The organism is Anaeromyxobacter sp. PSR-1 (assembly GCF_000964525.1).
GTDB lineage: Bacteria > Myxococcota > Myxococcia > Myxococcales > Anaeromyxobacteraceae > Anaeromyxobacter.
The window spans coordinates 55,353-75,098 of sequence record NZ_BAZG01000003.1 but is presented as its reverse complement, the minus strand read 5'-3'; the positions used below and the strand labels follow the sequence as shown (position 1 = coordinate 75,098).

The 19,746-nt window shown below is 74.0% G+C and carries 17 protein-coding genes and 1 pseudogene; 13 read left to right on the top strand and 5 right to left on the bottom strand.

Annotated features, from left to right (window positions below):
* Positions 1–722: pseudogene (locus PSR1_RS01200) on the bottom strand (hypothetical protein); the annotation flags it as partial.
* 257 nt (positions 723–979) lie between these two features.
* Here PSR1_RS01200 and PSR1_RS01195 point away from each other — a divergent pair.
* The 5 genes from PSR1_RS01195 to PSR1_RS01175 all read left to right on the top strand — a co-directional run bounded on the left by PSR1_RS01195 (position 980) and on the right by PSR1_RS01175 (position 6,071).
* Positions 980–1,654 carry a MotA/TolQ/ExbB proton channel family protein gene (locus tag PSR1_RS01195; protein WP_011423355.1) on the top strand — a complete coding sequence of 225 codons (675 nt, stop codon included), beginning with the start codon at positions 980–982 and terminating at the stop codon, positions 1,652–1,654.
* 3 nt (positions 1,655–1,657) lie between these two features.
* Positions 1,658–2,146, top strand: a complete 489-nt coding sequence (locus PSR1_RS01190) for a biopolymer transporter ExbD (protein WP_012528395.1) — start codon at positions 1,658–1,660, stop codon at positions 2,144–2,146.
* A 15-nt stretch (positions 2,147–2,161) separates the two neighbouring features.
* The gene (locus PSR1_RS01185; RefSeq protein ID WP_059435819.1) at positions 2,162–2,746 is read left to right on the top strand and encodes a biopolymer transporter ExbD; all 585 of its coding nucleotides are present in this window, start codon (positions 2,162–2,164) and stop codon (positions 2,744–2,746) included.
* A gap of 198 nt (positions 2,747–2,944) precedes the next feature.
* Positions 2,945–5,374: a sodium-translocating pyrophosphatase gene (locus PSR1_RS01180; protein ID WP_059435818.1), complete on the top strand. Its 2,430-nt coding sequence runs from the start codon at positions 2,945–2,947 to the stop codon at positions 5,372–5,374.
* A 1-nt stretch (position 5,375) separates the two neighbouring features.
* Positions 5,376–6,071: an LON peptidase substrate-binding domain-containing protein gene (locus PSR1_RS01175; RefSeq protein ID WP_059435817.1), complete on the top strand. Its 696-nt coding sequence runs from the start codon at positions 5,376–5,378 to the stop codon at positions 6,069–6,071.
* A gap of 246 nt (positions 6,072–6,317) precedes the next feature.
* On the opposite strand, the gene PSR1_RS01170 is transcribed toward PSR1_RS01175, so the two are convergent.
* Complete coding sequence (locus PSR1_RS01170) at positions 6,318–7,640, bottom strand: UDP-glucose/GDP-mannose dehydrogenase family protein (RefSeq protein ID WP_059435816.1); 1,323 nt, start codon at positions 7,638–7,640, stop codon at positions 6,318–6,320.
* A 60-nt stretch (positions 7,641–7,700) separates the two neighbouring features.
* Entirely contained in the window at positions 7,701–8,618 is a 918-nt protein-coding gene (locus PSR1_RS01165; protein WP_237757775.1) for a nucleotidyltransferase family protein, read from the bottom strand.
* 99 nt (positions 8,619–8,717) lie between these two features.
* Here PSR1_RS01165 and PSR1_RS01160 point away from each other — a divergent pair, with 99 nt between their 5' ends.
* Positions 8,718–9,971: a hypothetical protein gene (locus tag PSR1_RS01160; protein WP_059435815.1), complete on the top strand. Its 1,254-nt coding sequence runs from the start codon at positions 8,718–8,720 to the stop codon at positions 9,969–9,971.
* Between the two features lie 200 nt (positions 9,972–10,171).
* Here PSR1_RS01160 and PSR1_RS01155 read toward each other — a convergent pair whose 3' ends face one another.
* On the bottom strand, positions 10,172–11,059 hold the full coding sequence (locus PSR1_RS01155) for an NAD-dependent epimerase/dehydratase family protein (RefSeq protein WP_059435814.1): 888 nt from the start codon (positions 11,057–11,059) through the stop codon (positions 10,172–10,174).
* A gap of 137 nt (positions 11,060–11,196) precedes the next feature.
* Between PSR1_RS01155 and wecB the strand changes: the two genes are divergently transcribed.
* Positions 11,197–12,336 (top strand): non-hydrolyzing UDP-N-acetylglucosamine 2-epimerase, encoded by a 1,140-nt coding sequence (gene wecB / locus PSR1_RS01150; protein WP_059435813.1) that lies wholly within the window; start codon positions 11,197–11,199, stop codon positions 12,334–12,336.
* On the opposite strand, the gene PSR1_RS01145 is transcribed toward wecB, so the two are convergent.
* Positions 12,326–13,279, bottom strand: coding sequence for a glycosyltransferase family A protein (locus PSR1_RS01145; RefSeq protein ID WP_059435812.1), 954 nt, complete (start codon positions 13,277–13,279; stop codon positions 12,326–12,328). The genes wecB and PSR1_RS01145 overlap by 11 nt on opposite strands.
* 45 nt (positions 13,280–13,324) lie before the next feature.
* Here PSR1_RS01145 and PSR1_RS01140 point away from each other — a divergent pair, with 45 nt between their 5' ends.
* The 6 genes from PSR1_RS01140 to rfbH all read left to right on the top strand — a co-directional run bounded on the left by PSR1_RS01140 (position 13,325) and on the right by rfbH (position 19,574).
* Entirely contained in the window at positions 13,325–14,179 is an 855-nt protein-coding gene (locus tag PSR1_RS01140) for a glycosyltransferase family 2 protein (protein ID WP_059435811.1), read from the top strand.
* A gap of 45 nt (positions 14,180–14,224) precedes the next feature.
* The gene (locus PSR1_RS01135) at positions 14,225–15,184 is read left to right on the top strand and encodes an NAD(P)-dependent oxidoreductase (RefSeq protein ID WP_059435810.1); all 960 of its coding nucleotides are present in this window, start codon (positions 14,225–14,227) and stop codon (positions 15,182–15,184) included.
* The gene (locus PSR1_RS01130) at positions 15,181–16,248 is read left to right on the top strand and encodes an NAD-dependent epimerase/dehydratase family protein (RefSeq protein WP_059435809.1); all 1,068 of its coding nucleotides are present in this window, start codon (positions 15,181–15,183) and stop codon (positions 16,246–16,248) included. The genes PSR1_RS01135 and PSR1_RS01130 overlap by 4 nt, the downstream gene beginning before the upstream one ends.
* Before the next feature lie 63 nt (positions 16,249–16,311).
* Entirely contained in the window at positions 16,312–17,097 is a 786-nt protein-coding gene (gene rfbF / locus PSR1_RS01125) for a glucose-1-phosphate cytidylyltransferase (protein ID WP_059435808.1), read from the top strand.
* A complete protein-coding gene (gene rfbG / locus PSR1_RS01120; RefSeq protein ID WP_059435807.1) occupies positions 17,094–18,206 on the top strand; it encodes a CDP-glucose 4,6-dehydratase in 1,113 nt (370 codons plus the stop codon). Before rfbF ends, rfbG begins: the two co-directional genes overlap by 4 nt.
* Entirely contained in the window at positions 18,207–19,574 is a 1,368-nt protein-coding gene (gene rfbH / locus PSR1_RS01115) for a lipopolysaccharide biosynthesis protein RfbH (protein WP_059435806.1), read from the top strand.
* Positions 19,575–19,746 lie beyond the last annotated feature (172 nt).

Sequence of the window (19,746 nt, the reverse complement as noted above, 5' to 3'; positions counted from 1 at the left end):
AGGCCCGGGCCGCTCGTGGCCGGCGCCGGGAAGATGGTCGCGTCCACCAGGCGGGCCGCGGCGAGCTGCGCCGGGCCGAGCGCCTCGAACTGGGCCACGACCTCGAAGGCGCGCCCCGCCGCGCGGGCCGCGTCGCGCGCCGAACGGGCGTACCCGCGCAGCGCCAGCGCGAGCGCACGGTTCCGCACCCTCCAGAAGTCTCGCCCGAAGGGGAGGTGGTCGAAGGTGACCGCGCCCGGCGCCTGCGCCACCGCCTCGCGCGCCAGCGCGAGGTAGTCCACCGGCTGGAAGTGGTCGCCGTACTCGCGCGTCAGCTCGCGCCCCACCGCGCGCTGGCAGTCCACGCAGAAGCCGGCGCCGAGCAGCCCGAGCGCGAGCGGCGCGTCGGGGCGATCGAGGCAGACCCCGGCGAAGCCCGCGTCGAGCGCGGCGCGGGCCGCCTCGGCGACGCGCGCCTGCTGGCGATCCGACGACAGGCAGGCGCGGAGCGGCCCGGAGAGGCCCGCAGGGTTGCCGTCGGCGGCGCGGCAGGCCTCGCTGGCGGTGGCGGCGCGACCGGCCGGGATGTCCGCGAGCGCGCGGTTCACCAGCGGCGCCGGGAGCGGCTCGGCCGGCGGTGCGAGCAGGGGCTCGGCGGAGAGCGCCTCCGCGGCGCGCGCGGCCTCCTCCGGGAGCGCGCCCGGCGCGAGGCGGTACGGAGCGAAGGCGTCGTCGAGCGGCATGAGGTGCGTCCGGAGGCGTGAGGGTACGACGCGGCTCGCCGCCGGGCAATTGCCCCCGGGCGCGTGCGGCCGCACCATCGAGCGAGGCCGCACGGTGATCGGCGGAATTGGCGCGCGATATCCGGCGACGAGGGTGCGCGTGGGGCGTACCCCGTCGCGTTGACGCCCTCGAAAAACGCGTGGTACGGAGACCACGTCCGGGCAAGCGCATGTTCGTGGGACGTCCGCGCGGCCCACCCTCGGAGGCACAGACGGCAATGGGCGAAATGTTCGGAGCGCTCGCGAAGCACTATCACGAGGGCGGGTGGATGATGCACCCGATCCTCGCCTCGCTGATCGTGGTGGTGGGCCTCGTGGTGGACCGCGCCCTCGCGCTCTACTTCCAGGCCTCCGTGGACAAGGAGGGCTTCCTCCGCGGCCTGAAGGAGCACATCTACCGGGGCGACCTCGACCGGGCGATCAGCTTCTGCGCCTCGCAGAAGAAGACCCCGCTCGTCTCGGTGATCAAGGCCGGCCTCATCAACGTGCCGAAGGGCGAGGCCGACGTGCAGGCCGCCATGGACGAGGCGACGCTGCGCGAGTCGCCCAAGATCGAGAAGCGCACCGGCTACCTCGCCATGCTCGGCAACGTGGCCACCCTGCTCGGCCTGCTCGGCACCATCGTCGGCCTCATCGGCGCGTTCGGCGCGGTGGCCAACGCCAGCCCCGCCGACAAGGCCACCATCCTCGCGAACTCCATCTCCGAGGCCATGAACTGCACCGCCTTCGGGCTCCTCACCGCCATCCCGGCGCTGGTGGCCTACTCGGTGCTGCAGGGCAAGTCGCAGCAGATGCTCGACGACATCAACGAGACCTCGGTCTCGGTGCTGAACCTCATCGTCGCGAACCGCGACAAGATGAAGCTGCCGGCGACGGTCCCGTCGGAGGAGTAGCGCATGGGCGGCGGCGCGATCCCGGAGGCGGGCGGCGGCGGCAAGCGCAAGAAGAAGGCGCTCGACGCGGTCATCAACGTCGTCCCCGCCATCGACCTGCTCTCCTGCTGCATCACCTTCCTGCTCTACACCGCGGTGTGGACGCAGATCTCGCGCCTGCAGGTGCAGCAGTTCGGCGCGGGCGCCCCCGAGCCGCCCACCACCGAGCAGCAGAAGGCGCTCATGGTGACGCTGGCGGTGAGCGAGCGCGGGATGAACCTCACCACCTCCGCCGGCCTGAACGTGGAGATCCCCATGGACCGCGCCGGCGGCGCCGCGCGCCAGGACTACAAGGCGCTCGACGACCGGCTGAAGCAGCTTCGCAGCGAGCACCCCGACGCCGCGGCGGTGACCGTCTCGGCGGAGGACACCGTCAGCTACGGCGACCTCGTGCAGGTCATCGACACGTGCATGGGCCAGGGGCTCGTGTCCGTGTCGGTCACCGGGGTCTGAGAGCCAGGCGCGACCATGCCCATCGTCTCCCCCGGCAAGCGGCCCGCGAAGCGGTTCGAGAAGTCGAAGATCCTCGGCGGCAAGTTCGCGCGCGCGCACAAGGCCACCAACGCCGACCTGAACGTCGTCCCGATGGTCGACATGATGACGATGCTCGTCATCTTCCTCCTGCAGCAGTTCTCGTCCACGGGCGAGGTGCTGTACATGCAGAAGGACATCAAGCTGCCCGACGCGCGGCACGGCCAGATCATCGAGATCGCGCCGGTGGTGGCGATCAGCGCCGAGCAGGTGGTGGTGACCGGCGTGAAGGTGGCCGAGGTCCGCGAGCTCGACAGCGAGGGCGGCTACCTCAACATCCCCGCGCTCGAGGAGCGCCTGCGCGACGAGAAGAAGCGCTGGGACTTCATCCACCAGAACGACCCCGAGAAGAAGTGGGAGGGGGCGGTGAACATCCAGGCGGACAAGGGCGTGCCGTTCCGGATCGTGAAGCGCGTCCTGTTCTCCTGCGGGGTCGCCGGCTACTTCAACGTGAACTTCGCCGCGCTGGACGCCGGCACCGCCGTCGCGGCGGCCGCGCCGGGCGGGCCGGGCGAGGGGTAGCCGCAGGCCGGCCGAGCGCGCGCCCCCCGCTGGCGGGGCGCCGCCCGGCCCCCGGGGCCCCGGCCCGGGGGAACGCGCACTTGCCAAGATCCACGACGGATCGGTAGTATCCGCCGTCCCGGATTCCCGCCGGCCGCGCAACATCGCGCAACGAGCCGAGTTTTCACGGGTACTCCCAACGTCGGAGCCGTCCCCGCCATGAACCTTTCCAGCATCCTCACCTCCCTCTCGCTCGGTGCGAGCGGCCACGGTGAGGCGAACCTCATCCTGCCGAACCTCGACGGCGCGGAGCGCTTCCTCGGGATGTCCGGCCACAACCTGCTGGCCGCCGGCATCGTGGTCTGCGTCCTGGGCCTGATCTTCGGCCTGGTGATCGCCAGGCAGCTGAAGGCGCTCCCGGTCCACCGGTCGATGCGCGAGATCTCCGAGCTCATCTACGAGACCGCGAAGACCTACCTCGTCACGCAGGGCAAGTTCATCGCGATCCTGTGGGCGTTCATCGCGGTGATCATCGTCGCGTACTTCGGCTTCCTCACCACCGGGCCGGACGGCGGCCGCGGGATGGGCGCCGGGCGCGTGGCGCTCATCCTGGTGATGAGCCTCATCGGCATCCTCGGCTCCTCCGGCGTGGCCTGGTTCGGCATCCGCGTGAACACCTACGCGAACAGCCGCGCCGCCTTCGCCGCGCTGGGCGGCAAGCCCTTCCCCACCTACGCCATCCCGCTCAAGGCGGGCATGTCGATCGGCACGATGCTCATCAGCGTCGAGCTGCTCATCATGCTGGCGATCCTGCTCTTCATCCCGTCCGACCTGGCGGGCCCGTGCTTCATCGGCTTCGCCATCGGCGAGTCGCTGGGCGCCTCGGCGCTCCGCATCGCCGGCGGCATCTTCACCAAGATCGCCGACATCGGCTCGGACCTGATGAAGATCGTCTTCAAGATCAAGGAGGACGACGCCCGCAACCCCGGCGTGATCGCCGACTGCACCGGCGACAACGCGGGCGACTCGGTGGGCCCCTCGGCCGACGGCTTCGAGACCTACGGCGTCACCGGCGTCGCGCTCATCTCCTTCATCCTGCTCGCGGTGGTGAACCCGAGCTACCAGGTCCAGCTGCTCGTCTGGATCTTCGCGATGCGCATCATGATGGTCATCGCGTCGGTCGCCTCCTACTGGATCAACGAGGCGGTCGCGAAGGCCAAGTACGCCGGCGCCGACTCGATGAACTTCGAGGCGCCGCTCACCTCGCTGGTGTGGCTCACCTCGATCGTCTCGGTGGTCCTCACCTTCGTCGTCTCGAAGCTCATCATCGGCGAGCTCGGCGACGGCACGCTCTGGTGGAAGCTCTCCGCCATCATCACCTGCGGCACGCTGGCGGGCGCGATCATCCCCGAGATGATCAAGGTCTTCACCTCCACCAGCTCCGGCCACGTGAGGGAGGTCGTCACCGCGTCGAAGGAGGGCGGCGCCTCCCTGAACGTCCTCTCCGGCCTCACCGCCGGCAACTTCTCCGCCTTCTGGATGGGCCTCGTCATCATCGCGCTGATGGGCGCCGCCTACGGCGTGTCCACCCTCGGCGTCGGCGAGCTGATGATGGCCCCGGCGGTGTTCGCGTTCGGCCTGGTCGCCTTCGGCTTCCTGGGCATGGGCCCGGTCACCATCGCGGTGGACTCCTACGGCCCGGTGACGGACAACGCGCAGTCGGTCTACGAGCTCTCGCTCATCGAGAACGTGCCGAACGTGAAGGCCGAGGTGAAGAAGGACTTCGGCTTCGACCTCGACTTCGAGAAGGCCAAGGGCTACCTCGAGGAGAACGACGGCGCCGGCAACACCTTCAAGGCGACCGCCAAGCCGGTGCTCATCGGCACCGCCGTCGTCGGCGCCACCACCATGATCTTCTCGATCATCGTGGTGCTGACGAGCGGCCTCACCCAGAACCTCGAGAAGCTCTCGATCATGAACCCGCTGTTCCTGCTCGGCCTCATCATGGGCGGCGCGGTGATCTACTGGTTCTCGGGCGCGTCCACCCAGGCCGTCTCCACCGGCGCCTACCGCGCGGTCGAGTTCATCAAGCAGAACATCCGCCTCGAGGGCGTCGAGAAGGCGAGCGTCGAGGACTCGAAGAAGGTCGTCGAGATCTGCACGCAGTACGCGCAGAAGGGCATGTTCAACATCTTCCTGGTGGTGTTCTTCGCCACCCTGTCCTTCGCGTTCGCCGACGAGTTCTTCTTCATCGGCTACCTCGTCTCGATCGCCATCTTCGGCCTGTTCCAGGCGATCTTCATGGCGAACGCCGGCGGCGCCTGGGACAACGCCAAGAAGGTGGTCGAGGTCGAGCTGAAGGCCAAGGGCACGCCGCTGCACGACGCCACCGTGGTCGGCGACACCGTCGGCGACCCGTTCAAGGACACCTCCTCGGTGGCCATGAACCCCATCATCAAGTTCACCACGCTGTTCGGCCTGCTGGCCGTCGAGCTCGCCATCCAGATGGAGACCTCGGCGCGCGTGGGCCTGGCGGCGGTGTTCCTGGCGGTGGCGCTCGTGTTCGTGTGGCGCTCCTTCTACCGGATGCGGATCGAGACCGGCGTGAAGGCCACCGAGACGGCCGGCGCGGCCAGCCCGGCGCACTAGCATGTGCGCGGAGCGGATCGCTCCGCTGTCACCGAGGGCGGCGCTCGAGAAGGCGTGCGCCGCCCTCAAGGTGTTTCCCCTCCACGGCGTGGTCGTCCTCCCGGGGACGCCCACGCCGTTCCACATCTTCGAGCCGCGCTACCGCGCGCTCGTCGCGGACGCGCTGCGCGGGGACCGCATCCTGGCGGTCCCCGGCCTCACCACCCTGGAGGCGGCGCAGCAGCTCCACCCGCCGCTCTTCCCGGTGGCGGGCGCCTGCATCATCGAGCAGGAGGACCGCTACGACGACGGGCGCTACGACCTCGTCGTGCGCGGCGTGGCGCGCGTGCGGCTGATCCAGGAGCTCGCGAACGAGAAGCCCTACCGCGAGTTCCGCGCCGAGATCCTCGACGACGTCTGGCCGGACGAGGGGTCCGACGCCGTCGAGTCGCAGGTCGCGTCGCTCCGGCAGCTCGTGCTCGAGCTGTCCACCCGCCTGCCGCCCGAGTCCGGCGCCCCGGCGCTCGCCGAGGCGGTGGCGCAGATGCGCGACGCCTCCGCCATCGCCGACCTGGTGGCCGCCGCGGCGGTCTCCGAGCCGCACGCCCGCCAGCGGGTGCTGGAGACGCTCGAGGTCGAGCGCCGCCTCGAGCTGGTGGTCGAGGAGGTCGCGGGCGTGGTGCTGATGCTGTCGAAGGGGCAGCGGCCGGAGAACTGACCGGCGCTCGTCCTTCGACAGGCTCAGGACGAGCGGACTTCGTCCATTCCGCTCATCCCGACCCTTCGACTCCGTCCGCTCACCCTTCGACTCCGGCGGGCCTGCGGCCCGCCTACGCTCAAGGTGAGCGGATCAGTTGACCCCCCCGCTCATCCCGAGCGTAGGCCGTGCCGTCAGGCACGGCCGGAGTCGAGGGACGCTCAGGGTGAGCGGATATCCCGCTCATCCCGAGCGTAGGCCGCGCCGTCAGGCACGGCCGGAGTCGAGGGACGCCCGCCCCACGCCGTAGTAGGTGAACCCGGCCGCGCGGACCTTTGCGGCGTCCCACACGTTCCGGCCGTCGAACAGCACCGGCTGCGCCATGAGCTGCTTCAGGCGCCCGAGGTCCGGCTGGCGGAACTCGTTCCACTCGGTCACGAGCAGGAGCGCGTCGGCGCCCTCGGCGGCGGCGTACGGCTCGTCCACCAGCGTCACCCCGCGGCCGCGGAAGATCCCGTCCGCGACCTGCGCGGCCACCGGGTCGTGGGCGCGGACCCTGGCGCCGGCGGCGAGCAGGCCCTCCACCACGGTGATGGCCGGCGCCTCGCGCATGTCGTCGGTGCGCGGCTTGAACGCGAGCCCCCACACGCCGAAGGTGCGCCCGGCCAGCGAGCCGAAGTGCTTCTGCGCCTTCTCCACCAGCCAGCGCTTCTGCCGCTCGTTGACGCGCTCCACCGCGCGGAGCAGGTCGAAGTCGAGGCCGAGGTGGCGCGCCATGCTCATCACCGCGCGCACGTCCTTCGGGAAGCAGGAGCCGCCGAAGCCCACCCCGGGGAACAGGAACGGGTGGCCGATGCGCCGGTCCGAGCCGATGCCGCGGCGGACCTGGTCCACGTCGGCGCCCAGCTTCTCGCACAGCGTCGCGATCTCGTTCATGAACGAGATGCGGGTCGCCAGCATCGCGTTCGCGGCGTACTTCGTCAGCTCGGCGGAGCGCAGGTCCATGAACAGCACCGGCTGCTCGGCGCGGACGAACGGCGCGTACAGCTCGGCCATCACCGCGCGGGCGCGCTCGGAGGCGACGCCCACCACCACGCGGTCCGGCCGCATGAAGTCGTCGATGGCGGCGCCTTCCTTCAGGAACTCGGGGTTGGAGACCACGTCGAACGACTGCGTGGTCACCTCGCGGAGCGCCTCGGCCACCTTGTCGGCGCTGCCCACCGGCACCGTGCTCTTGTCCACCACCACCGTGTAGCGGGTGAGGTGCCGGCCGATCTCGCGGGCGGCGGCGAGCACGTAGGACAGGTCGGCGTCGCCGTTCTCGCCGGGCGGGGTGCCCACCGCGATGAACGCCACGTCGGCGTCCTTCATGGCCTCCGGGTAGGAGGTGGTGAAGGACAGGCGCCGCTCCTTCACGTTGCGGCGCACCAGCTCCTCGAGCCCCGGCTCGTAGATGGGGATCCCGCCGCCGCGCAGCGTCTCGATCTTGGCGGCGTCGAGGTCGAGGCAGGTGACCCGGTGGCCCGACTCCGCGAAGCAGGTGCCGGTGACGAGGCCCACGTAGCCGGTGCCGACGACGGTGATGTTCATCGCTCGAGTTCCCTCACGGAAAGCAGAGGCGCGCAATCTAGCACGCCCCGGCCGGGCCGATCACGGCGCGACCACGAGCCGCGCCGCCGCGTCCTCCCCGCGGAGCTGGCGCAGCCGGGCGGGGTCGCTGGCGGCCTCCACCACCCGGTCCACCGCGACCCGCTCGGCGGCGCCGAGCGCCGGGCGCACCGCCTCGGCCGCCTCGGCGACGTCGGGGAAGAACAGCGCCGCGAGCCGGCTCACGCCGTGGAGCGCGCGGGCGAGGCCGAGCGCGCGCGCCCGGGCCAGCACGTACTCGCGGTCGAGCGGGAGGCGGAGCAGCTCGCGCACGTCCACGTACGTGATGAGCGGCGCGCGCAGGCCGAGGAGCGCCTGCTCGCCCACCGTGGAGAGGAGCGCGTCCTCCGCCGACGGACGGGCGGCCGACGGGCCGAAGGCCAGGTAGGGCACGCTGCGCTGGAACAGCAGCGGATCGGCGGCCGCCCCCGAGAACAGCCCCTCCTGCGCGGCCACGGTGAGCCGGCCGTCGCCGAAGATGGCCGTGCGGCCGCCGTGGTCGGTGCGCTCGAGCTGCATGCCGCCGCGGATCGCGTCGGCGAAGCGCTGCGCGTCCTCGGCGGCGAGCGCGACGCGCAGGTCGCCCACCGGCCGGAACGCGAGGTGCGGGTAGAGCCAGTCGATGTAGGCGGCCGCGTCGAGCAGCACCACCGGCACGCCCTCGGCCGGCCGGAGCACCCCCCGCAGCGTCACCATCTTGAGGACGTTGTCGTTCGCGACGCCCTGGTACTGCGAGAGCAGGCGCTCGCGCAGCCCCTCCGGCGCCGAGGCGCCGAGCCGCGTGTGCTCGAGCTGGAAGGAGGCGAGCGGCGCGAGCCCGTGCGCCACGAGCACGTCGCCGAGCAGGCCGGGCTCGCAGTCGGGGAGGACCGCCGGCGGGGAGAAGGAGGTGAGCGCGCGCAGGGCGTCGAGGAGGGCCACGGCGCCGCCCGATGTAACCCGGCGAGCGCCCGGCGGCAATCGGGCAGGCGCGCCGGGGCGGGCGGGGGTGCGCAGGTTCACCGGCACGGAGGACCGCACATGACCGAGCTCGACGGAACGCTCACCGACCTCGCCCGGCTGCGCAGCGTGGGGGAGCCCATCGTCAGCCTGTACCTGGACGTCCGCTGGGCCGACGAGCAGCAGCGCGAGCGGGTGCGCCTGTTCGTCCAGGAGCGCGTGCGGCAGACGCTGGCGCACTATCCGCCGGGCACGCCCGACCGGCCCGCGCTCGACCGGACCCTGCAGCGGGTGCTCGCGCACGTGGGGCAGCTCACCACCCAGGCCTCCCAGGCCGAGAAGGACGGGTTCGCGCTGTTCGCCTGTGAGGGCCTCGGCCTGTGGCAGCCCATGCTCTTCCGGCGGCCGTTCGCCCCGGAGCTGTGCACCGACGCCATCCCGCACCTCACCCAGCTCGCCCGGCTCGCCGACGACCTCGAGCCCGCCATCGTGGTGGTGCCGAACCAGGCCGGCGCCGACCTGTACGAGGTGCGCCTCGGCGAGCTGGCGGCGGAGTCGAGCCTGCGCGGCTTCGTGCCCCGGCGCGACCGCGATCGCTTCAACCCGGGCGCGGCGCGGCCGGGCCAGCGCTTCGAGCGCCAGGAGAAGGACGGCCGGCACGAGGAGGCGTTCGTCCAGAGGAACCGGCGCGCCGCCGCGGCCGAGGTCGAGCTGCGGCTCGCGCGGACGCCGGGCGCGCACCTCGTGCTGGTGGGCACGGCGCAGAACGTGGCCGCGTTCGAGCGCGAGCTGCCGGAGCGGGCGCGCGCGCGGGTGATCGCGCGGCTGCCGCGCCCGCGCGAGTGGGAAGGCGCCGGCGGGGCGCGGCGCGACGGCGTGGTGGCCGGGGCGTCGGGGGCGGTGGCCGAGCACGAGCGCGCGGCGGAGCGGCGCATCGTGGACGGGCTCGTGGGCGAGGCGCTGCGCGGCGGCCTCGGCGTGGTCGGGCCGGAGGACGTGGTGCAGGCGGTGAACGAGGGCCGCGTGCACCGGCTGGTGCTGGAGGAGGACTTCCAGCGCGCCGGGTGGCAGTGCGACCGCTGCACCGCGCTCGGGGCCACGCGCGGCGCCGACCTGTGCCCGTACTGCGGCGGCGACCTGCACACCGTGCAGCAGCTCGGCGAGGCGCTGGTGGCGCGGACGCTGGCGGGCGGCGGCGCGGTCGAGGTGGTGGCGCACGCGAACCGGCTGCACGGCTACCGCGGCGTGGGCGCGTTCCTGCGCCAGACCGCCCCCACCGGCCTGCGCGGCGCGAGCCCGCCGTGGCCGACCGCGCCGGGGGCGAGCCAGCCGTAGGCGGTCCCTCGACTCCGGTCCCTCGACTCCGCGCGGCCTGACGGCCGCGCTACGCTCGGGATGATCCCTCGACTCCGGCCGTGCCTGGCGGCACGGCCTACGCTCGGGATGAGCGACCTTTGACCCGCTCACCCTGAGCGTAGGCGAGCCGGAGGCTCGCCGGAGTCGAAGGGCGAGCGGCCGGAGTCGAAGGGCGCGAGCTACCCCTTCCACTCCCGGTACATCTCCGCGGCGGCGGACACGACATCGGGGTGGCGCACCGTCCAACCCACCTCGGCGGCGCGGGCGGTCACCACCTGCTGGTCCATGGCGAGCGCGTCCGCCATCGCCCCCATGGCCTTGCGCGCCTCGGCGAGCGGCAGCTCGCGCACGGCGCCCTTGCCGGCGGCGCGGCTGTACGCGGCGGCCGCCTCGGCGACGGGCGTGGGCCGGCCGTCCACGCCGTGGAGCACGCCCTGCGCGCGCCGCTCGACCACGAGCCGGTACAGCTCGGCCAGGTCCTCCACGTGCACGAACGACCAGCGCTGCGTGCCGGGGGCGACGACCGTCGCCGCGCCCTCGCGCGTCGCCTGGTCGAACCACGGGGTGATGAGCCCGCGCCGGCCGCCGTAGACCATGCCCGGGCGGATCACCGCGGCGGCGATGCGATCGCCGGCCGCGCCCAGCACCCGGCGCTCGTGCGCCGGCCGCCACGCGGTCGCCGCCGCCGGGTGATCGGTCGAGGCCCGCTCGTCGGCGACGCCGCCGGTGTCGCCGAGCACCCAGACGCCGGAGGTGTACACGATCGAGAACGGCCGCCCCGCCGCGCGGGCGGCGGTGATCATCGCCTCGACCGCCTCGGCGTCGGCCGGCGGCCCGAGGCCGTAGTCCACCGCGGCGTGCACCACCGCGTCCTGCGCGGCGAGCTCGCGGGCGAGCGCGCCCAGGTGGCCGAGGCCGCCGCGCACCGCGGTGGCCCCGCGCCGCCGCAGCTCGGCGTCCTTCTCCTCGGAGCGCGAGAGGCCGGTGACCTGGTGCCCGCCGCGCGCCAGGGCGGACACGATGGCGCTGCCGATGTACCCGGTCGCGCCGGTGACGAAGACCTTCATGGTGATTCCTCCGGGCCGCAGGGGTAACGCCGGACCGCCCGGGGCGCACCCGTCGCGATGGGGCCTGCCCCCGGCCGCACGCGCGCGCCCCGCCGCGAGCGGTGCCGCGCGGGCCGGCGTGCCCCAACGTTCGCCCGATGAGCGCCGGCCCGCCTGCCCGCATCCTGGTCGTGTTCGGGACCCGCCCCGAGGCCATCAAGCTCGCCCCGGTGATCGAGGCGCTGCGCGCCCGGCCCGGCGCCGAGGTGCGCGTCTGCCTCACCGGCCAGCACCGCGAGATGGTGGACGCGGTGCTGGCCTTCTTCGGCGTGAGGGTGGACGAGGACCTCGCCATCATGCGTCCGGGGCAGACGCTGAACGGCGTCGCCGCGCGCGCGCTCGGCGGCGTGGACCGGGTGCTGGAGGCGTTCGCGCCGGACTGGACCGTGGTGCAGGGCGACACCACCACCGCGTTCGCGGCGGCGCTCGCCTCGTTCCACCGGCGCGTGAAGGTGGCGCACGTCGAGGCGGGCCTCCGCAGCCGCGATCGCTTCAAGCCCTACCCCGAGGAGGTGAACCGCGTGATGACGGCCGCGGTCACCGACCTGCACTTCTGCCCGACCGCGGCGGCGCGCGACAACCTGGTCGCCGAGGGGTACGCGCCGGGGGCGATCCAGGTGGTGGGCAACACCGTGGTGGACGCGCTGCACCTCGCGGTCGCGAAGCTGGACGACCCGGCGGTGGAGCGGGAGGTGGCGCGCGGCCACGAGTGGCTCGACCCGGCGCGGCCGCTCGTGCTCGTCACCGGCCACCGCAGGGAGAGCTTCGGCGCACCGTTCCGCGATCTCTGCCTCGCCATCCGCGAGCTGGCCGCGCGGAACGCGGTGCAGGTCGTCTACCCGGTGCACCTCAACCCGAACGTCCGCGGGCCGGTGTTCGAGCTGCTGGACGGGGTGCCCGGGGTGCGCCTCGTCGAGCCGGTCGCGTACCCGACGCTGGTGTGGCTGGCGCGGCGGAGCCGCTTCATCCTCACCGACTCCGGCGGCATCCAGGAGGAGGCGGCGGCGCTGGGCCGGCCGGTGCTGGTGATGCGCGAGGTGACCGAGCGGCGCGAGAGCGTGGAGGCCGGCGTGTCGCGCCTGGTCGGGACCGACCGCGGCGCGATCCTGGAGTGGTCGGAGCGGCTGCTGAAGGACGAGGCCGCCTACCGGGCCATGGCGCGCAAGGTGGACGTCTACGGCGACGGGCGCTCCAGCCAGCGCATCGCGGACGCGCTGGTCGGGCCGATCACGGCGTGACGCGCCGGCGAGCGCGGCGGCGGCGGTTCCGCGCCTCCTTGGCGTACAGCGCCCAGCCGAGCGGCCCGAGCCGGTTGCGCAGGCGCCGCCCCTCGTCCACGGCGCCGAGCTCGATCAGCCGCGAGGCGAGCTTGGCGGGCACGCGGGCGCGGCCGAACGGCATCTGCGCGGCGTGCGCCTCGTAGAAGTGCGCCAGCACCGACGCGTAGCCCAGCTCGACGTCCGGCCGCCAGGTGAGGTTGCCGCCGTGCGCCGAGAAGCACACGAGCGGCTCCGCGAGGTGGCCGAGGCGCGGGTACTCGAGCGCGGCCTGGAGGTAGACCGCCTGGTCCGGCCCGGCGCCGTGGCGCAGGTACCCGAGCCGCTCCTCGTCCGGGAGCGCCAGCGACAGCCAGCGGGCGAGATCCGCGCGCCGCGCCACCGCGCAGCACGGCGAGCGCGGCACCTGCCGCCCGCGGGAGTCGTACGCGATCGCGAGGTAGTCCGCCGACGGCCGGACCGCCGGCCCGTCCAGCGCGTACATCACGCGCGCCGGCCCGACCGCCTTCGGCGCGTCGGGCGCGGGGGCGAGGCGCACGGCGGAGTACACGATCCCGACGCCCGGATCCGCGTCGAGGAGCGCCACCGCGCGCTCCAGGAACGCCGGCTCGTACCAGTCGTCGGAGAACAGCAGCGCCGCGTACTGCGCGCCGCCGGCGAGCTCGGCGCAGCGCCGCCAGTTGCGGACCGGCCCGAGGTTCTCGGCGTTGCGGTGGGCGCGGAAGCGCGGGTCCTCGGCGGCGTAGCGCTCGGCGAGCGCGAACGTACCGTCGGGGCTGGCGTTGTCCACCACGACGCACTCCCACGACGCGAGCGTCTGCGCGCGCACCGAGTCGAGCGCCGTCGCGAGGAAGCGCTCGGAGCGGAAGCAGGGGACGAGGACGGAGACCTTGGGATCGGACAAGACGGGCTCGGCGGGGGGTGGGAGGCAGCGTAGAATACCACCCGCATGCCCCCCAGCCTCTCCGTCGTCACCATCTGCCTCAACGATCGCGCCGGGCTCGAGGCCACCCTCGACAGCGTGCTCGGCCAGACCTACCGCGACCTCGAGCTGGTGGTGGTGGACGGGGGCTCCACCGACGGCAGCGTGGACGCCATCCGCGCCCGGGAGGCCCGGATCGCGCGCTGGGTCTCCGAGCCGGACGGCGGCATCTACGAGGGCCAGGGCAAGGGCGCCGCGCTGGCCCAGGGCGAGTGGCTGCTCTTCCTCAACGCCGGCGACCGGCTCGCCGCGCCGGACGCGCTGGAGCGGCTCATGACGCCGCGCCCGGTCGAGGACGTCGTGTACGGCGACGTCTGGATGGAGCGCGGCGGCCGCCTCCGGCCGTGGCGGGCGCCGGACCACCCGAGCGTCCTGCACCTGATGCGCAGCATGCTCCCGCACCAGGCCACCGCGTTCCGCCGCGCGCTGTTCCTCCGCCTCGGCGGCTACGACCTCTCCTTCCGCATCGCCGCCGACTACGACCTGCTGCTCCGCGCGCTCGTCGAGGCGCGCGCCACCACCCGGCACGTCCCGCACCTCGTCGCCATCCACAACGGCGAGGGCGTGTCCAACGACCCCGCCCGCACCCCGCGGCTGCGCGAGGAGCGGGCGCGCATCCAGGAGAAGGTGCTGCCGGCGGCGGTGCGCGAGGACTGGTCCGTCTACGAGGCGGTGGAGTCACAGCTCCCGGGTCGCCGCGTGCGGGCCTGGTTCCGGCCGGTGGCGCGGCCGCTCCGCCGGCTCAGCCGCGCGCTGCGCCGCATGCCGGACACCGGCGGCACGCACCGCCCCGACGCCGCCAAGGCGCCGCCGAAGGGCTGACCCGGTGCGCGTCTCGTCGATCCCCAACCCCGAGAGGCGGGAAGCGTGCGCGTCGCGCTGACCGGCGCCACCGGCTTCCTCGGCCGCGCGGTCGCGGCCGCGCTCGTCGCGCGCGGCCACGAGGTGCGGGCGCTCGTCCGGCCCGGGCGCGAGGCGGCGCTGCCCCCTGCCGCCAGGCTCGTGCCCGTGCCCGGCATGCTCGGCGACGCCGCGGCGGCCGGCGCGCTCGTCGCCGGCGCGGACGCGCTCCTGCACCTCGCCGCGCTCGGCGTGCAGAGCCGCGATCGCGACTGGGCGCGCATGGTCGAGGCGAACGTGGCCGCGCCGCTCGCGCTGCTCGACGCGGCGGCCGCCGCCGGGGTGGGCCGGGTGGTGGCGGCGGGCACCTGCCTCGAGTACCGCGGCCACGGGCGGCTGCCCGGGGCGCCGGCCGCGGGCGCGCCCACCTGCGGCGAGGACGCGCCGCTCGAGAGCGCCGACGGCTACGGCGCCACCAAGGCGGCGGGCGGCGTGGTGCTGCGGGCGCGGGCCCGGGCGCGCGGCCTCCCGCTCCGCTGGCTCCGCCTCGCCTCGATGTACGGCCCCGGCGACGATCCGGGGAAGCTCGTGCCCGGCGCGCTCCGCGCCGCGCGCGCCGGCTCGCCCTACGAGATGACCGCGGGCGAGCAGGTGCGCGAGTGGCTGCACCGCGACGACGCGGTGGACGCGGTGGCGCGCGCGGTGGAGCAAGGCGGCGACGGCGCGGGCGCCGCGGACGTCGTGGACATCGTGAACGTCGGCACCGGCGAGGGCGTGCGGCTGCTCGACCTCGTCCGCGCGGTCTACCGCGCCGCCGGCGCGGATCCGGCGCGGGTGCTCGCCGGCGCGCGGCCCTACCGCGAGGGCGAGGTGCACCGGCTGGTGATGGACGTGTCGCGCGCGGGGGCGGCGCTGGGCGGCTGGGCGCCGCGCGTCGCGCTCGCCGACGGGCTGGCGGCGCTCGCCGCCGCGGAGGAGACGGGATGAGCGGCAGGTGGATCGTGACCGGCGGCTGCGGGTTCGTGGGCTCGAACCTGGCGGCGTCGCTGCTCGACGACGGCGTCGAGGTGGTGGTGCTCGACACGCTGGTGCGGACCGGGTCGTCGGACAACCTGGCGTGGCTGCGCGAGCGCGCGGCGCGCCCCGGCGCGGGGCGGCTCGTGCACCTCGCCTGCGACACGCGCTCGCGCACCGACGTCGAGCACGCGTTCGCGCGCTTCGGCGACGGCGCGATCGCGGTGGCGCACCTCGCCGGCCAGGTGGCCATGACCACCAGCATCGAGCGGCCGCGCTACGACTTCGAGGTGAACGTCCTCGGCGCGTTCAACGTGCTCGAGGCCGTGCGCGCCCACGCGCCGTCGGCGGCGACGCTGTTCTCCTCCACCAACAAGGTGTACGGCGACCTCCTGGGCGTGCGGCACGAGGAGGGGGCCACCCGCTGGCTCCTGCCCGACCACCCGCACGGCCTCGACGAGTCGGTGCCGCTCGACTTCCACAGCCCCTACGGCTGCTCGAAGGGCGCGGCCGACCAGTACTTCCTCGACTACCACCGCATCTTCGGCCTGCGGACGGTGGTGTTCCGGCACAGCTCCATGTACGGCGGGCGCCAGTACGCGACCTACGACCAGGGCTGGGTGGGCTGGTTCTGCCAGCAGGCGCTGCGCCAGCGCGCCGAGGCGCGCGCGGGGCGGACGCCCGAGCCGTTCACCATCAGCGGCGACGGCAAGCAGGTGCGCGACCTCCTCTTCGCCGCCGACCTGGTGCGCTGCTACCGGCTGGCCGCGGCCGCGGCGGACCGGATCGCCGGGCGCGCCTACAACATCGGCGGCGGCCCGGAGAACAGCCTGTCGCTGCTGGAGCTGTTCTCGGTGCTGGAGCGCAAGGTCGGGCAGCCGCTGCGGTACGAGCGGCTGCCGGCGCGGCAGAGCGACCAGCGCGTGTTCGTGGCCGACGGGCGCCGGGCGGCGGCCGAGTTCGGGTTCGCCCCGGAGGTCGGGGTCGAGGCGGGGCTCGACCGCACGCTGGAGTGGCTCGAGCGGCTCCCCCGCTGATCGGGCGGCCCGGCGCGTCCGGCCCTCGACGGCGGGCGAGGCTTCGCCTATCGTCCCGCGGACATGAAGGCCGTCATCCTCTGCGGCGGGCAGGGAACCCGCATCCGAGACGCGAGCGAGGTGCTGCCGAAGCCGATGCTGCCCATCGGCAACCGGCCCATCCTCTGGCACATCATGAAGGGCTACGCGCAGCACGGCGTGCGCGAGTTCGTGCTGTGCCTCGGCTACAAGGGCTCGGTCATCCGCGAGTTCTTCCTGAACTACCGCGCCATGACCACCGACGTGACCGTCACGCTCGGCCGCCACGACCGGATCGAGTTCCACGGCCAGCACGGCGAGGAGGACTGGAAGGTCACGCTCGCCGAGACCGGCGAGGCGACCATGACCGGCGGCCGCGTGGCCGCGGTCCGGCGCTACGTCGAGGGCGACGACCTGTTCTGCCTGACCTACGGCGACGGCGTCTCGGACCTCGACGTGGCCGCGTCGATCGAGGCGCACCGGCGCCACGGCAAGGTGGCCACGGTGGCGGCCGTGCGCCCGCCCGGCCGCTTCGGCGAGATGCGGATCGACGGCGCCCGGGTCACCGAGTTCAACGAGAAGCCGAACGCCAGCGAGGGCTTCATCAACGGCGGCTTCTTCGTCCTCGACGCGCGCCGGATCTGGCCCTACATCGGCGACGACGCGCGGACCGTGCTGGAGCAGGAGCCGCTGCGGAAGCTGGCGCGCGACGGCGAGCTGGTGGCGTTCCCGCACACCGGCTTCTGGCAGCCCATGGACACCGCCCGCGAGTACGGCCTGCTGAACGACCTGTGGGCGCGCGGGGTCGCGCCCTGGAAGACCTGGCCATGAGCGGCCTCGCGCCCACCGCCGCGGAGCTCTCCCGCGCCTACGCCGGCCGCCGCGTGCTCGTCACCGGCCACACCGGCTTCAAGGGGAGCTGGCTCACGCTCTGGCTCGACAGCCTGGGCGCGGAGGTGACCGGCTACGCGCTCGCGCCCGCCGGCTCGCCCTCGCTGTACGTGGCCGCCGGGGTGGACGCCGCCTGCACGAGCGTGCTCGCCGACGTGCGCGACGCGGCGAACCTCGCCGCGGTGGTGCGCGAGGCGCGGCCGGAGCTGGTGTTCCACCTGGCGGCGCAGCCGCTGGTGCGCGCGTCGTACCAGGCGCCGGTGGAGACGCTCGAGACGAACGTGCTCGGCACCGCCCACCTGCTCGAGGCGGTGCGCGCCGCCGGCGCGCCGTGCGGCGTGGTCGTGGTGACGAGCGACAAGTGCTACGAAAACCGCGAATGGGCCTGGGGCTACCGCGAGGACGAGCCCATGGGCGGGTTCGACCCCTACTCCATGTCCAAGGGCGCGACCGAGCTGGTGGTGTCGAGCTGGCGCCGGAGCTTCTTCCCGCCGGCCCGCCTCGCCTCGCACGGCGTGGCGCTCGCCAGCGCGCGGGCCGGCAACGTGGTGGGCGGCGGCGACTGGGCCGAGGACCGGATCGTGCCGGACGCGATCCGCGCGCTCGCCGCCGGCCGGCCCATCCCGGTGCGCAACCCGCGCGGCGTCCGCCCCTGGCAGCACGTGCTCGAGCCGCTCGGCGGGTACCTCCTGCTCGGGGCGCGGCTCGCCCCGGGCGCGCCGGCCCGCGCCGCGCACTGCGAGGCCTTCAACTTCGGCCCGCGCCACGAGGACGCGCGCACGGTCCGCGAGGTGGTGGAGACGCTCGTGGCCGCCTGGGGCGGCGGCGCCTGGGAGGACCGGAGCGACCCGGCCGCGCCGCACGAGGCGGGGGTGCTGCGCCTGTCGGTGGAGAAGGCGTGGGCGCGGCTGGGCTGGGCGCCGCGCTGGAGCTTCGAGGAAGGGCTGCGCCGGACGGTGGAGTGGTACCGGGCGCACGCCGCCGGCGCGGGCGCGCCGGCGCTCGCCGAGCTGTGCCGCGCGCAGATCCGCGCATACCTGGAGCGCTGAGTGTCGATCGATCCGAAGGAGCGGGAGCGGCAGCTCACCGCCGAGATCCTGGAGCGCGTGCGCGAGATCGCGCGGCTGCGCGAGGGCGCCGAGCCGGCGTTCGTGCCGGGCAAGTCGGCGGTGCGCTACGCCGGGCGCGTGTACGGCGCGCCGGAGCTGACGAACCTGGTGGAGAGCGGCATCGAGTTCTGGCTCACCGCCGGCCGCTGGCACCGGCGCCTCGAGGAGCGGCTCGCCGAGTGGTACGGGGTCGAGCACGCGCGGCTCGTGAACTCCGGCTCGTCGGCGAACCTGCTCGCGGTCGCGGCGCTCCGCTCGCACCTGCTCGGCGAGCGCCGGCTCCGCGACGGGGACGAGATCATCACGGTCGCGGCCGGGTTCCCCACCACCGTGGCGCCGGCGCTCCAGCTCGGGCTGGTGCCGGTGTTCGTGGACGTGTCGCTGCCCGGCTACAACCTCGACGTGTCGCAGCTCGAGGCGGCGCGCTCGCCGCGGACGCGCGCGGTGATGGTGGCGCACACGCTCGGCAACCCCTTCGACCTCGCCGCGGTGAAGGCGTTCTGCGAGCGGCACCGGCTCTGGCTGGTGGAGGACAACTGCGACGCGGCCGGCTCGCTCTACCAGGGGCGCAAGACCGGCACGTTCGGCGACCTCGCCACGCTCTCGTTCTACCCGCCGCACCACATGACCATGGGCGAGGGCGGCGCGGTGCTGACCTCCGACGACACGCTCAAGCGCGCGGTCGAGTCGCTGCGCGACTGGGGCCGCGACTGCTGGTGCAACCCCGGGGTGGACAACACCTGCCGCCGGCGCTTCGAGTGGCAGCTCGGCGAGCTGCCGCGCGGCTACGATCACAAGTACGTGTACGGCCACCTCGGCTTCAACCTGAAGGTCACGGACATGCAGGCCGCGGTGGGCCTGGCGCAGCTCGAGCGGCTGGCCGGGTTCGTGGAGGCGCGGCGCCGGAACTGGGCGTTCTACCGCGAGGCGCTCGACGACCTGTCCGACGCGCTGGTGCTGCCCGAGCCCACGCCCGGCTCGGAGCCGTCCTGGTTCGGCTTCATGATGACGGTGCGGGAGGGCGCCGGCGTCACGCGCGACGCGCTGGTCCGGCACCTCGAGGGCCGGAAGATCCAGACGCGCATGCTGTTCGCCGGCAACCTGGTGCGGCAGCCCGCGCTCACCCAGCTCGTGCAGGACGCGCGCGACGAGGGCCGGCCGCCGCCGTTCCGCGTGGTGGGCGACCTCGCCAACACCGACGCGATCATGAACCGCTCGCTGTGGGTCGGCGTGTATCCCGGGCTGACCGAGGCCATGCGCTCGTACGTGGCGGCGACGATCCGCGAAGGCGTGCGCGGCGCGGTCTGACCGGCCCGCTCGCGGCGCGGCGCCGGGGCGGTTACACTGCGCGTCCCGATGCGAACCGCCCGCGCGTCCGTCCTCGTCGTCGCCGTCGCCGTCCTGACCGCGCAGCCCGCTCGTGGTTCGACAGGCTCACCACGAGCGGAGATAGCGGGCTCACCACGAGCGGAGATGGAGG